General features: G+C 61.8%; 14 protein-coding genes and 1 tRNA gene. 5 read left to right on the plus strand and 10 right to left on the minus strand.

What is annotated here, in order from left to right; genetic code table 11:
• The first annotated feature begins 27 nt into the window (after positions 1 to 27).
• From AC04MI_RS18690 to AC04MI_RS18705, 4 genes are all read left to right on the plus strand, one after another.
• Positions 28 to 741, plus strand: a complete 714-nt coding sequence (locus AC04MI_RS18690) for a prepilin peptidase (protein WP_476498395.1) — start codon at positions 28 to 30, stop codon at positions 739 to 741.
• Between the two features lie 9 nt (positions 742 to 750).
• On the plus strand, positions 751 to 1,371 hold the full coding sequence (gene coaE / locus AC04MI_RS18695; protein ID WP_436079245.1) for a dephospho-CoA kinase: 621 nt from the start codon (positions 751 to 753) through the stop codon (positions 1,369 to 1,371).
• Between the two features lie 85 nt (positions 1,372 to 1,456).
• A complete protein-coding gene (gene zapD, locus AC04MI_RS18700; RefSeq protein WP_056060302.1) occupies positions 1,457 to 2,212 on the plus strand; it encodes a cell division protein ZapD in 756 nt (251 codons plus the stop codon).
• A gap of 89 nt (positions 2,213 to 2,301) precedes the next feature.
• Positions 2,302 to 2,520, plus strand: a complete 219-nt coding sequence (locus AC04MI_RS18705; RefSeq protein ID WP_082522383.1) for a DNA gyrase inhibitor YacG — start codon at positions 2,302 to 2,304, stop codon at positions 2,518 to 2,520.
• Between the two features lie 117 nt (positions 2,521 to 2,637).
• On the opposite strand, the gene AC04MI_RS18710 is transcribed toward AC04MI_RS18705, so the two are convergent.
• From AC04MI_RS18710 to AC04MI_RS18730, 5 genes are all read right to left on the minus strand, one after another.
• The gene (locus AC04MI_RS18710; protein ID WP_436079244.1) at positions 2,638 to 3,096 is read right to left on the minus strand and encodes an NUDIX domain-containing protein; all 459 of its coding nucleotides are present in this window, start codon (positions 3,094 to 3,096) and stop codon (positions 2,638 to 2,640) included.
• Positions 3,086 to 3,958, minus strand: coding sequence for an ATP-binding protein (locus tag AC04MI_RS18715; RefSeq protein ID WP_056060299.1), 873 nt, complete (start codon positions 3,956 to 3,958; stop codon positions 3,086 to 3,088). Before AC04MI_RS18715 ends, AC04MI_RS18710 begins: the two co-directional genes overlap by 11 nt.
• A 61-nt stretch (positions 3,959 to 4,019) precedes the next feature.
• Entirely contained in the window at positions 4,020 to 5,249 is a 1,230-nt protein-coding gene (argJ, locus tag AC04MI_RS18720) for a bifunctional glutamate N-acetyltransferase/amino-acid acetyltransferase ArgJ (RefSeq protein WP_436075702.1), read from the minus strand.
• Between the two features lie 96 nt (positions 5,250 to 5,345).
• The gene (gene secA, locus AC04MI_RS18725) at positions 5,346 to 8,102 is read right to left on the minus strand and encodes a preprotein translocase subunit SecA (protein ID WP_476498391.1); all 2,757 of its coding nucleotides are present in this window, start codon (positions 8,100 to 8,102) and stop codon (positions 5,346 to 5,348) included.
• Between the two features lie 137 nt (positions 8,103 to 8,239).
• Complete coding sequence (locus AC04MI_RS18730) at positions 8,240 to 9,223, minus strand: M23 family metallopeptidase (RefSeq protein WP_108498321.1); 984 nt, start codon at positions 9,221 to 9,223, stop codon at positions 8,240 to 8,242.
• A 32-nt stretch (positions 9,224 to 9,255) separates the two neighbouring features.
• Between AC04MI_RS18730 and AC04MI_RS18735 the strand changes: the two genes are divergently transcribed.
• Complete coding sequence (locus AC04MI_RS18735; RefSeq protein ID WP_056060290.1) at positions 9,256 to 9,555, plus strand: hypothetical protein; 300 nt, start codon at positions 9,256 to 9,258, stop codon at positions 9,553 to 9,555.
• A gap of 43 nt (positions 9,556 to 9,598) precedes the next feature.
• Here AC04MI_RS18735 and AC04MI_RS18740 read toward each other — a convergent pair.
• From AC04MI_RS18740 to AC04MI_RS18760, 5 genes are all read right to left on the minus strand, one after another.
• Positions 9,599 to 9,674: transfer RNA gene (locus AC04MI_RS18740), tRNA-Thr, on the minus strand.
• A 49-nt stretch (positions 9,675 to 9,723) separates the two neighbouring features.
• Positions 9,724 to 10,263, minus strand: coding sequence for a ClpXP protease specificity-enhancing factor (locus AC04MI_RS18745; RefSeq protein WP_108498320.1), 540 nt, complete (start codon positions 10,261 to 10,263; stop codon positions 9,724 to 9,726).
• Between the two features lie 52 nt (positions 10,264 to 10,315).
• Positions 10,316 to 10,927, minus strand: a complete 612-nt coding sequence (locus AC04MI_RS18750) for a glutathione S-transferase N-terminal domain-containing protein (protein WP_476498392.1) — start codon at positions 10,925 to 10,927, stop codon at positions 10,316 to 10,318.
• 101 nt (positions 10,928 to 11,028) lie between these two features.
• A complete protein-coding gene (locus AC04MI_RS18755; protein ID WP_476498393.1) occupies positions 11,029 to 11,790 on the minus strand; it encodes a cytochrome c1 in 762 nt (253 codons plus the stop codon).
• Between the two features lie 17 nt (positions 11,791 to 11,807).
• On the minus strand, positions 11,808 to 13,164 hold a 1,357-nt coding region (locus AC04MI_RS18760), incomplete at its 5' end, for a cytochrome b (protein WP_476498394.1).

Raw genomic sequence — 13,164 nt, forward strand, 5'->3', positions numbered from 1 at the left:
GTCGAGGCATCCAACCAGGGCAAAGAGCTGCCCGAGGATACGCAGCCCACCTTTAACCTCATGACACCTCGGTCCCGCTGCCCGGCTTGTGGGCATGTAGTGCGGTGGCATGAAAACATTCCTGTCTTAAGTTATCTGCTTTTGCGCGGACGGTGCTCGTCCTGCAAAACACGCATCAGCCCTCGCTACCCGACGGTCGAACTGGCAACGGGAGCGCTGTTCTTTTTCTGTATCCACCGCTGGGGCGCGACGCCTGCGGGGTTGGCATGGTGCGGCTTTTCGGCGGCCCTGATTGCTCTGGCGTTCATTGACTGGGACACCACGCTTTTGCCCGATGACATCACCTTGCCTTTGCTCTGGGCAGGGTTGCTGGCGTCTGCCCTGCAATGGACGAACGTACCGTTGTTTGCTTCCGTCGTGGGCGCTGCGGCAGGATACCTGTCGCTCTGGCTGGTCTACTGGGGCTTCAAATTGGCGACAGGCAAAGAAGGCATGGGCTACGGCGACTTCAAGTTGTTTGCCGCATTGGGCGCATGGTTTGGCTGGCAGGCGCTGGTGCCGATCATTTTGATGTCTTCGGTGATTGGCGCCATCATCGGGATCGCAATGAAGATTTTCAGCAGCTTGCGCGAGGGTGGCTACATTCCGTTCGGCCCCTTCCTGGTGGGTGCAGGGCTCACCGCGATGGTGTTCGGCCCCAACGCCATTTTGGGTACAGTGCTCGGTCTTCTGGGGCTCTGACGAACTCTCATGGCAACCCACCGACAGCCCTTGCGCCTGGGTCTAACCGGCGGCATCGGTAGCGGCAAGAGCACCGTAGGCCAGATGATGGCGTCCTTGGGTGCAAGCCTCATCGACGCCGACCAGATCTCCAGGGAGGTGACTGGGCCGGGCGGTGTGGCCATGCCTGCCATTCGAACTACTTTTGGTGAAGCATATGTTGATGCATCGGGTGCGCTGGATCGTGCGCGCATGCGGCAACTGGCCTTCAGCCAACCGCAGGCGCGCAGCCAGCTGGAGGCCATCGTGCACCCCTTGGTGGCCTTGCAAAGCCAGCAACGGATTCAACAGGCCATACAGTCTGGCTGCCGATGGATCGTGCACGACATCCCGCTGCTGACGGAATCCGGGCGGTGGGCACGCCAACTCGACGCCGTGGTCGTGGTGGACTGCACAGAGCAGACCCAGATCGCGCGAGTCATGCAGCGCAGCGGTCTGTCTGCCGAAGCCGTGCAAGGCATCATTGCCTCACAAGCTACGCGCCCAGCGCGCAGGGCGGTGGCCGATGTGGTGATTGCCAACGAAGCACGTTGCTCACTGGAGCAGTTACAGGCTGAGGTGCGGCAAGTGGCCACACTGTTCGGGCTATGATGCGTACGAAACCGTTTGTGCTTTCACCCCATGCCGTGCGCCACCGGCGTCAGAATACTCCCTGAGCCTCCAGGAACCCGCCAGCGTGATCCTTTACGAATACCCCTTTAACGAGCGTCTCAGAACCTATCTGCGGCTGGAGCAGCTGTTCCGCCGCTTGGGGGAGTTGATCCCCCGGCCTCACGCGCTGGATCACCATTTCGCCTTGGTGACGATTTTCGAGATCATGGATGTGGCCGCCCGGGCCGATCTGAAGTCGGATGTGCTCAAGGACATCGAAAAGCACAAGCACCAGCTCGACACGTACCGAGGCAACCCCTCCATTTCTGAAGCCGCACTGGACGCGGTGATCAGTCAGTTGGACCGGTGCTTCGTGGCACTCAACACCCAAAGCGGCAAGTCGGGCCATGCACTGACGGAAAACGACTGGCTGATGAGCATCCGCAGCCGCATCGGCATTCCGGGTGGGACCTGTGGCTTTGACCTGCCAGCCTATTACGCGTGGCAACACCACCCCCCGGCGGTGCGTCAGCAGGCCCTGGAGGAATGGGCCTCCACGTTGGCGCCCCTCGCCGAGTCGATCTATGTGCTGCTCAAGCTGCTGCGCGATTCAGGCGTGCCCCAAAAGGTCGCTGCAGAACGCGGACAGTTTCAGCAGAACCTGCCCCAGGGCCGCACCTTCCAGCTGCTGCGGCTTCGCATCGACCCAGCGCTGAACCTGATACCGGAAATCAGTGGCAACCGTCTGATTGTCTCGGTGCGACTCATGCGGCTGGAAGGCGATGGACGCCTGCACGCCTGCAACGAAGATGCGGCGTTTGAACTGACCCTGTGCGCGTAGGCCTTAGCCAGCCCTAGCCCAGAGACTGAATCGCGCCAAAGCCCGCTAAAGATCGGGCGGGCCGACTTGAGCAAGAGGATCACCCCAGGATGCCCCACTCACCAGCCCCTTCCTCGCAGGCGCGCATCGTCACCTGCCCCAGCTGCGGCGGAGATAGCGTGTATAGCGCCGCGAATGTATACCGTCCGTTTTGCAGCGAGCGCTGCAAGCAGATAGACCTTGGCGCATGGGCCAGCGAAAGCTTTCGCATGCCCACCGAAGCGCCGCCAGACGACGCCCCCCATGGCGACCCGCGCCAGCAGCATTGACCAAGGTCATAGGCGCCATTCAAGAGCGATTTCGCCAAAAACCAGCGGTAGCGCTAGTGCTGCATGCCTGAGGAGCTACTAATTCAATAGCAAATCAGTCCCACACAGGCGGGAGTCTCACTCCACCGCGGACTGCAGACCCCGCTCCTCAGCCAGCCATTGCAACACCGGATAGGCACCGGGCAGCACCGGGGACACCGTGATCGGCATTTGCTGCCAGGCCATGGCTTGGCCTTCACGCATCTCGAATTCGCCAGTCCACTCCCAGACCTTGCACCAGTGCAGCCGCACCAGTGCGTGGGGGTAATCATGTTCGGTCACTTTCCAGACGCTGGCCGGGCCGATGGTCACGCCCAGCTCCTCGATCAGTTCGCGGCGCAGCGCCTGCTCCACGGTCTCGCCCGCCTCCAGCTTGCCACCCGGAAACTCCCAGTACCCCGCGTAGGGCTTGCCCGGCGGGCGGGTGGATAGCAGCATCGCGCCGTCTGCGCGCAGCAGGATGCCCACGGCCACTTCGGTGTGTTTGCGTTCGGCAGTGGCCGGGGCGCCGTCTGGAGCGAGATGTTCAGCCGCCATGTCGCCCCGCATAGTCACGCGCAAACTGGTACGCCACACGGCCACTGCGCGAGCCACGCTCCAGCGCCCAGACCAGGGCCTCAGGCCGCGCCTCCTCAATGGCCTGTGCGGGCACACCGAACGACGACAACCACTGCGCCACGATGGTCAGATACTCCTGCTGGCTGAACGGGTAGAAGCTGACCCACAGGCCAAAACGCTCCGACAGCGAAATCTTCTCCTCCACCACCTCGCCCGGGTGCACCTCGCCGTCTTCGGTGTGGGTGTACGTGAGGTTGTCGGCCATGTATTCCGGCAGCAGGTGGCGCCGGTTGCTGGTGGCATAGATCAGCACGTTCGGCGTGGCGGCCGCCACCGAGCCGTCCAGGATCGACTTGAGCGCCTTGTAGCCTGGCTCGCCGTCCTCAAAACTCAGGTCATCACAGAAGACGATGAATTTCTCGGGCCGGTCAGACACTACGTCCACGATGTCCGGCAGGTCGGTCAGGTCGGCCTTGTCCACTTCAATCAGGCGCAGGCCTTCGGCTGCGTAAGCGTTCAAGCAGGCCTTGATCAGCGACGACTTGCCAGTACCGCGCGCACCCGTCAGCAGCACGTTGTTGGCGGGCTTGCCCTGCACAAACTGCTGCGTATTGCGCTCGATCTTTTCTTTTTGCGGATCGATTTCCTTGAGGTCTGCCAGCCGCATCGCCCCCACGTGGCGCACGGGTTCCAGCGTGCCATGCCCACTGCTGCGCTTGCGGTAGCGCCAGGCAATGGATGCGGACCAGTCGGGTGCTCCCAGCGGCTGGGGCAGCACCGACTCGATGCGGGCGATGAGCTGCTCGGCACGCTCGACCAAGCGTTCAAATTTTTCGTTCATTGTGGCGACATGCGCTAGTGGAATATGCCTCAACAGCTATCACAAAGATAGCAAACCCAGCTCACGAGCGGTAGTCGGCGTTGATCGTCACGTACTCGTGGCTGAAGTCGCAGGTCCACACCGTGTCCGCTGCGGTACCGCGCCCGAGTAGCACCCTCACGGTGATCTCGCTCTGCTTCATCACCCGCTGGCCGTCTTCTTCGCGATAGGCAGGATTGCGCCCCCCTTGCAGCGCCACATGCACATCGTCCAGGTACAGGTCGATGCCGGTCTGGTCCAGGTCGTCAATGCCAGCGTAGCCCACGGCCGCCAGGATGCGGCCCAGGTTGGGGTCGCTGGCAAAAAAGGCCGTCTTGACCAACGGCGAATGGGCAATGGCATAGGCCACCTTGCGGCACTCGTCGCCAGTCTTGCCGCCTTCGACCCGCACTGTGATGAACTTGGTCGCCCCCTCGCCGTCCCGCACGATCGCCTGCGCCAGCTTTTGTGACACCGAGAGCATCGCAGCCTTGAGGGCCTGGCCGTCCGCGCTGTCGAGCGAGGTCACGGGCGCATGTGCTGCCTTGTTGGTGGCAACGACCACGAAGGAATCGTTGGTCGATGTGTCGCCGTCAATGGTGACGCGATTGAAAGAGCCGTCAGCCAGATCACGCGCCAGTTGCTGCATGACGGCGGGCGCCACGCAGGCGTCCGTGGCCAGGAAGCCCAGCATGGTGGCCATGTTGGGGCGGATCATGCCCGCGCCCTTGCTGATGCCCGTGATGGACACTGTGGCGCCACCGATCTGCACCTGCGCAGAGAACGCCTTGGGCAGTGTGTCGGTGGTCATGATGCCCTCGGCGGCACGGGCCCAGTGGCTGGGCTGCGCATCGGCGATGGCGGCGGGCAGTCCCGCTTCGATGCGGTCGTTGGGCAGCGGCTCCATGATCACGCCGGTCGAGAACGGCAGGATCTGCTCGGGCGCCACGCTCAGTTGGCGCGCCAGGGCAATGCAGGTGGCACGCGCACGCGCCAGGCCGTCAGCCCCCGTACCCGCATTGGCGTTGCCCGTGTTGATGACCATGGCGCGAACGGGCTGGCCGCTGCTCAAATGCTCGCGGCTGATCTGCACCGGCGCTGCGCAAAAGCGGTTCTGCGTGAACACGCCCGCCACGCTGGCGCCCTCGTCCAGCAGGAACACGGTGAGGTCCTTGCGGTGGGCCTTGCGGACACCAGCTTCGGCAACACCGATGCGCACACCGGCGATGGGGTGCAGATCGGCAGCAACGGGGGCGACTAGATTGACGGGCATGAAGGTCTTTCTCAAAAAACTGCGGCCGATTATCCGGAAAACCGTGGCGCGCCAATGAAAACACGGGCCGAAGCCCGTGTTGTCTGGATCAGGAAATCAAGCCAGCTTGCCGTGGCACTGCTTGTATTTCTTGCCGCTGCCACAGGGGCAGGGGTCGTTGCGGCCCACACGCATACCTTCGGGCAGCGCTTGCTGGGCCACGGTCTGTGCATCCACCGTGGTTTCCACTTCGCCGGTTTCGGTGGGCGCGGTATAGGTCACGTTGGCAATGCTCTCGGCGCGCTGCTCCATGTCCTGCGCGGCCTGGTCGAGCTGCGCCTGCGACTGCACCTGCACGGTCATGAGGATCTTGGTGACCTCGTTCTTGACCTGGTCGATGAGCTGGCGGAACAGCTCGAAGGCCTCGCGCTTGTACTCCTGCTTGGGCTGCTTTTGCGCATAGCCGCGCAGATGGATGCCCTGGCGCAGGTAGTCAAGTGCGCTCAGGTGATCGCGCCAGTTGGAGTCAAAATTCTGCAGCAGCACCACACGCTCAAACTGCGTGAAGTTCTCACGGCCCACCTGCTCGACCTTGGCATTGAAGGCAGCGTGCGCTGCCTGCAAGACCTTGTCCAGGATTTCGTCGTCGGTGATCGCATTGGCGCCCTGCACTTCCTGCTGCAGCGCGATCGACACCTGCCATTCTTCTGCGAGCGCCTTTTCCAGCGCGGCCAGATCCCACTGCTCTTCCACCGATTCGGCAGGCACGTACTGGCGCACCAGATCGGTCATGCAGTCTTCGCGCATGGCCGCAATCACATCCGACAGGTCAGACGCGTCCAGGATGTCGTTGCGCTGCTGGTAGATCACCTTGCGCTGATCGTTGGCCACATCGTCGTACTCCAGCAACTGCTTGCGGATGTCGAAGTTGCGGGCCTCCACCTTACGCTGGGCCGACTCGATGCTGCGCGTCACGATGCCCGCTTCAATGGCTTCGCCATCGGGCATCTTCAGGCGGTCCATGATCGCCTTCACGCGGTCACCCGCGAAGATGCGCATGAGCGAATCGTCCAGGCTCAGATAGAACCGCGACGAACCTGGGTCGCCCTGGCGGCCGGAGCGGCCACGCAGCTGGTTGTCGATGCGGCGCGACTCATGGCGCTCGGTGGCGATGATGCGCAGGCCGCCCAGCGCCTTGACCTTCTCGTGGTCCACCTTCCACTGCTCACGCAGCGCGGCCACCTTGGCGGCACGGTCGGACTCGGACAGGGATTCGTCGGCTTCGATGGCCGCCACATCCTTCTCGATATTGCCGCCCAGCACGATGTCGGTACCACGGCCGGCCATGTTGGTGGCGATGGTGATCATGCCCTCGCGACCGGCCTGGGCCACGATGTCGGCCTCACGCGCGTGCTGCTTGGCATTGAGCACCTGGTGGGGCAGGCCTTCCTTGTTCAGCAGCTGGTCGATGATTTCGGAGTTCTCGATCGACGTCGTACCCACCAGCACCGGCTGGCCGCGCTCATGGCATTCGCGAATGTCCTTGATGGCGGCTTCGTACTTCTCGCGCGTGGTCTTGTAGACGCGGTCCAGCTGGTCGTCGCGCTTGCTGGGCCGGTTGGGTGGGATGACCGTGGTTTCCAGGCCATAGATTTCCTGGAACTCGTAGGCTTCGGTMTCGGCSGTACCCGTCATGCCGGCGAGCTTGTTGTASAGRCGGAAATAGTTCTGGAACGTGATGGAGGCCAGTGTCTGGTTCTCGGCCTGGATGTTCACACCTTCCTTGGCTTCCACGGCCTGGTGCAGRCCKTCRCTCCAGCGGCGGCCCGWCATCAGGCGGCCGGTGAAYTCGTCSACGATSACGAYYTCGCCSTKYTGCACCACGTAGTGCTGRTCGCGGTGGTACAAGTGATTGGCCCGCAGCGCTGCATACAGGTGGTGCATCAGCGTGATGTTGGCCGGGTCGTASASCGASGCGCCTTCGGCGATCAGGCCGTGGGACGCCAGAATGCGTTCGGCAGTTTCGTGGCCTTGCTCGGTCAGAAACACCTGGTGGGTTTTTTCGTCCAGCGTGAAGTCGCCGGGCTTGGTCACGCCCTCGCCCGTACGAGGGTCTGCCTCGCCTTCCTGACGCACCAGCAAGGGCACCACCTTGTTCATGGCGATGTACATCGCCGTGTGGTCTTCTGCCTGGCCACTGATGATGAGCGGCGTGCGGGCTTCGTCGATCAGGATCGAGTCCACCTCGTCCACGATGGCAAAGTTCAGGCCCTGCTGCACACGGTCCTGCGCTTCATAGACCATGTTGTCACGCAGGTAGTCAAAGCCGTATTCGTTGTTGGTGCCGTAGGTGATGTCGGCACGGTACGCAGCCTGCTTTTCTTCACGGGGCATGTTGGGCAGGTTGATACCCACCGTGAGGCCCAGGAAGTTGTACAGGCGSCCCATCCACTGCGCATCGCGGTTGGCSAGGTRGTCRTTCACCGTSACCACGTGCACACCCTTGCCCGAGAGGGCATTGAGGTACACCGGCAGCGTGGCCGTSAGGGTCTTGCCCTCGCCRGTGCGCATTTCGGCGATCTTGCCAAAATGCAGCGCCATGCCACCGAGCAGCTGCACATCAAAGTGCCGCATCTTCATGATGCGCTTGGAGCCCTCGCGCACCACGGCAAAGGCTTCGGGGAGGATGCTGTCCAGCGACTCGCCCTTGGCCACACGGTCCTTGAACTCCTGCGTCTTGGCCCGGAGCTGCTCGTCCGACAGCTTCTCGTAATCGGGCTCCATCGCATTGATGCGGGTCACCGTCTTGCGGTACTGCTTGAGGAGCCGGTCATTGCGGCTGCCGAATATTTTGGTGAGGAAGTTGGTGGCCATGCGAACAGGACCGCCTGCCCCGCTGCAATCAGCGCGCCAAGCGACCGAAATCCCTAAGATGAATTGAGTTCAGATGGGTCCTGCGACCGATATTGCAAGCATTGCAACTGCGGGCAGAGAACGCCGGACCCGCGATTTTACCTGCCCGGTGCCGGCGCGGCCGGCTGTCCTGCCAACGTGGAGGGCTGAATGGCGGCTACCTGTGCGCCAGTGGCCGTACCGCCCGCATTCAGGAACTTCTGTGGGTCCTGGAAAACCCCCTGCACCAGCACCTCAAAGTGCAGATGCGGCCCCGTCGAGCGGCCGGTGGTACCGATCTCCGCAATCTTTTGCCCGCGGCGCACGATGTCGCCCTGCTTGATCAAGACGCGCGAGGCATGGGCATAGCGCGTCACCAGCTGGTTGCCATGGTCTACCTCGATCATGTTGCCGTAGGCGGGGTGGTACTCCTGGGTAACAACCACGCCTCCGGCGGCCGCCAGGATGGGTGTGCCGGTGTCGGCCTGGAAATCCAGCCCGGTGTGCAAGGCCGACTGCCCCGTAATGGGATCGACCCGCCAGCCAAAACCCGACCCTGCGACACGCCCCGTGACGGGCGCATGGGTCGGAATCATCTTCTTGCGGATGTGCTGGTCAAACAGACGGGACTCCAGCACCGTCATCAGATCCACACGCTGGTTGGTCAGGCGCTCCAGATCATCCAGGGTGGTTTGCAGCTCTTCCATGGACAGGTTGCGCGCGCTCACGAGGGCGCCGCCGCGGGCATCCGCTTTCTGAATGTCAGCAGGCGCCATGCCTGCCAAGCCCAGCACACGGTCTCCGAGGGACTCCAGCTGCACCATGCGCGCTTGCATTTCACCCACACGCCGGGCCATGGCATCGAGATTGGCGCGCATGAATCGGTCACGCTCGGCAAACTCATCCTTGACCACAAGGCGCACCAGCGAGCCCACGATAGGCCACCCTTCACGCGCCCCTTTCAGAAAAACCCAGTGGTAGAGCCCTGCAGCCACCACCATCAGGCACAGCGACACAGCAAGCCCCGCCAGGACCAAGCGCGTGCCAGACAAATGAATGGCCCGGCTGCGCGCCAGTCTGGCGTCCGTGATAATCAAATGCACTGCCAATACTCCACGCCCGAAGACGCCACACCATGAATCGCCGCCACTACGCCGTCACCCTGCAGCAAGCCAGCGAGGAATCCCCCACGCTGGCAAAGCTTACAGCGCTGACACGCGACTCCAGTGATCGGCTCAAGGCCATTGAATTGCTGATTCCCGCCGCGTTGCGCCCAGCGGTGCAGGCAGGCCCCATTGACGGGGACAGCTGGTGCCTGCTGGTCAAGAGCAACGCTGCGGCGGCAAAAATACGCCAACTGCTGCCTGCTTTGCAGGCGCATCTGCGCAGTCGGGGGTGGGAGGTTAACGCGATTCGCCTGAAAGTTCAAACCTGACGGCCGGGGCGTCAGTGCCAGGGAATGCAAAAAGCAAGAGAAATGGTGCCGGTTGTCGGAATCGAACTGACGACCTACCGCTTACAAGGCGGGTGCTCTACCAACTGAGCTAAACCGGCGAAGGCAGTATTTTATCCTGTAAAAACCGCCCGAAATTTGAAACAGCAGCTATTTGATGCGCTTCAGCGAGGGGCGTGCTCCACCTTGAGCAGGCGGCGGCCGAGGAGCGTCGCCCCCATCATCCTTGTGGCCATCTTCCACACCCACCAGCTGCACGACACGGTCTTCGGCAGGCACGGCAGCCGTCGCCTCTTCCGTTTGCACCGGCGCGGGGGACGCAGCAGCAGACAGTGCAGAGGGAGCCCCCTCCGCAGAAGTCAACAGATCCACCGGTGGCGGGAACGCCATACCTTGCCCGTTCTCACGGGCATAGATGGCGATCACACGCCCGACCGGCACCAGGATTTCGCGGGGCTTGCCACCAAAACGCGCCTTGAACTCAATGAATTCATTGCCCAGTTGCAGCGCGCTGGTCGCATCAAAACTGATGTTCAGAACGATCTCGCCATCCTTCACATACTCGCGCGGCACCTGCACGGAGTCGTCCACACGCACCGCCACGTAAGGCGTGAGCCCGTTGTCGGTACACCATTCGTACAGGGCGCGAATGAGATAGGGGCGCGTGGAGGTCGATTCCTGTGCGGTCATGGATGGCGGTACTACAGCTGCTATGGAAAGAGGGAAGTCTGCAGGCCGCTGCTTACTTGCGCATGACCTTTTCGGACGGCGTCAGCGCTTCAATGTARGCCGGGCGCGAGAAGATGCGCTCRGCGTACTTGAGSAGCGGSGCCGCRTTCTTGSASAGRTCRATGCCGTAGTAGTCSAGGCGCCASAGCAGCGGCGCRATSGCCACGTCSAGCATCGAGAARTTGTCGCCCAGCATGTACTTGTTCTTGAGGAACACCGGGGCCAGCTGCGTCAGGCGGTCACGGATGTGGGCGCGCGCCTTTTCCAACGCTTTCTCATTGCCCTTGGTCGCACGCGATTCGAGCGTGTTCACATGCACGAACAATTCCTTCTCGAAGTTGAGCAGGAACAGGCGCACGCGGGCGCGGTCCACCGGGTCACCAGGCATCAGTTGCGGGTGCGGGAAGCGTTCGTCGATGTACTCATTGATGATGTTCGACTCATACAGGATCAGGTCGCGCTCGACCAGGATCGGCACCTGGCCGTACGGGTTCATTACGCTGATGTCTTCGGGCTTGTTGTACAGGTCCACATCGCGGATTTCAAAGTCCATGCCTTTTTCAAACAGGACAAAACGGCAGCGGTGGGAGAAGGGACAGGTCGTACCCGAGTAAAGCACCATCATGGTGGGAGGCTCCTAAAAATCAAAAGAGTGGGACGCCAAAAGCGCCCACTCTGTAATAAATCCGACGGCACCCCGCAGGGTGCTAGCGATGGATCTGGCGTTTACTTGACGTCCTTCCAGAACGCAGCGTTCAAGCGCCAGGCAATGATCGTGAACACGCCCAGGAACATCAGCACCCAGACGCCCACGCGCCAACGGGTGTTCTGCGCGGGCTCGCCCATCCACTGCAGATAGTTCACCAGATCACCAATATTCTGATCGAATTGCAAAGGCGTCATCGTGCCAGGCGTGATCTGCTCCCAGCCCTTGAAGACATGGGTCTTGTGGCCGTGGCTCTCGTGTTCTTCAAACACGGGACGACGTTCGCCCTGCAACTGCCACAGAACATGGGGCATACCGACGCTGGGGAAAGCCAGGTTGTTCCAGCCGGTGGCCTTGGTGTCGTCGCGRTAGWAGGTGCGCAGGWAGGTGTACAGRTAGTCAGCMCCCGTGCCGCCGTGGCCTGCACGTGAGCGTGCAATCACGGTGAGGTCGGGCGGATTGGCACCAAACCATTCCTTGGCCTGCTTGGGATCGATCGACGCCTTCATGGTYTCRCCSACCTTGTCGGTSGYGAACAGSAGGTTGTCCTTGATCTGCTGCTCGGTCAGGCCGATGTCGCGCAGGCGATTGAACCGCATGTAGGCCGCCGAGTGGCAGCTCAGGCAGTAGTTCACGAACACCTTGGCACCGTTTTGCAGCGAGGCCAGGTCGTTGGTCTTGTTGGGCGCCTTGTCCCAGGCAATGGTGTCGCCACCCGCCGCATGGGCAGCACCGGCGACCAGACCCACAGCGGCGATCAACGTGAGGATGATTTTCTTCATTGTTGTTATCTCCAGGCTCAGTGCGCCACAAAGGTCACGCGGTCAGGCACGGGCTTGGTTTCACCGATGCGGCTCCACCAGGGCATCAGCAGGAAGAAGCCGAAGTAGAACAGCGTTCCGACTTGCGACACACGCTCGCCGATCGGCGATGGTGGCTGAACACCCAGGTAGCCCAAGATCAGGAAGATGATCACAAACACGCCGTAAAGGTACTTGTGCCAGTCAGGGCGGTAGCGGATCGACTTGACAGGGCTGTGATCCAGCCAGGGCAGGAAGAACAGGATGATCACAGCACCACCCATCACCACCACACCCCAGAACTTGGCATCGATGGACAGCATCATGGCGATGACCACCACGGCCGCACCGGCGATACCAGCCTTCACGAAGCTGGGCAGCTTGGCCTTGAGCACCCCAAAGCCCGCACCCGCGACCACGCACAGAACGAGTACATACATCATCTCGGTGGTAATGGCACGCAGCATCGAATAGAACGGCGTGAAGTACCAGACCGGAGCAATGTGTGCAGGGGTCTTGAGCGGATCGGCAGGGATGAAGTTGTTGTATTCGAGGAAGTAACCACCGAACTCAGGAGCAAAGAACACCACGGCCGTGAATGCCATCAGGAACATGCTCAGCGCGAAGATGTCATRCACCGTGTAGTAGGGGTGGAAGGGCACGCCATCGAGCGGCTTGCCATTGGCATCCTTGGGAGCCTTGGGGCCCTTGATTTCCACACCATCGGGGTTGTTGGAGCCCACGTCGTGCAGCGCCAGCAAGTGTGCCACCACAAGGCCCAGCAGCACCAGGGGCACGGCRATCACGTGGAAGCTGAAGAAGCGRTTCAGCGTSGCRTCGCYCACCACRTAGTCGCCRCGGATCAGCAGSGCSAGRTCAGGRCCRATGAASGGGATGGCMGCGAACAGGTTCACGATCACCTGGGCGCCCCAGTAGSWCATCTGKCCCCAGGGCAGCAGGTAACCCATGAAGGCTTCGGCCATCAGACACAGGAAGATCGCGCAACCGAAGATCCAGACCAGCTCGCGCGGCTTGCGGTAGCTGCCGTAGATGAGGCCACGGAACATGTGCAGGTACACCACCACAAAGAACGCCGAGGCGCCCGTGGAGTGCATGTAGCGGATCAGCCAGCCCCAGGGCACRTCGCGCATGATGTACTCGACCGAYGCGAACGCCWGGTTSGCGTCSGGCTTGTAGTGCATSACSAGGAAGATGCCGGTCACGATCTGGATCACSAGSACSASCAKCGCSAGCGAGCCGAAGATGTACCAGAAGTTGAAGTTCTTCGGMGCGTAGTACTCCGACATGTGCACCTTGTAGGCGTCAAAGGCCGTCGGGAACCGGTTCTCGAACCAG

Source organism: Acidovorax sp. LjRoot204, assembly GCF_056175785.1.

Excerpts from the sequence above, each read along its gene's own strand:
- coaE (WP_436079245.1), top strand. The coding sequence starts at position 751 with ATGGCAACCCACCGACAGCCCTTGCGCCTGGGTCTAACCGGCGGCATC.
- AC04MI_RS18705 (WP_082522383.1), top strand. The coding sequence starts at position 2,302 with ATGCCCCACTCACCAGCCCCTTCCTCGCAGGCGCGCATCGTCACCTGC.
- AC04MI_RS18710 (WP_436079244.1), bottom strand. The coding sequence starts at position 3,096 with ATGGCGGCTGAACATCTCGCTCCAGACGGCGCCCCGGCCACTGCCGAA.
- AC04MI_RS18715 (WP_056060299.1), bottom strand. The coding sequence starts at position 3,958 with ATGAACGAAAAATTTGAACGCTTGGTCGAGCGTGCCGAGCAGCTCATC.
- argJ (WP_436075702.1), bottom strand. The coding sequence starts at position 5,249 with ATGCCCGTCAATCTAGTCGCCCCCGTTGCTGCCGATCTGCACCCCATC.
- AC04MI_RS18735 (WP_056060290.1), top strand. The coding sequence starts at position 9,256 with ATGAATCGCCGCCACTACGCCGTCACCCTGCAGCAAGCCAGCGAGGAA.
- AC04MI_RS18745 (WP_108498320.1), bottom strand. The coding sequence starts at position 10,263 with ATGACCGCACAGGAATCGACCTCCACGCGCCCCTATCTCATTCGCGCC.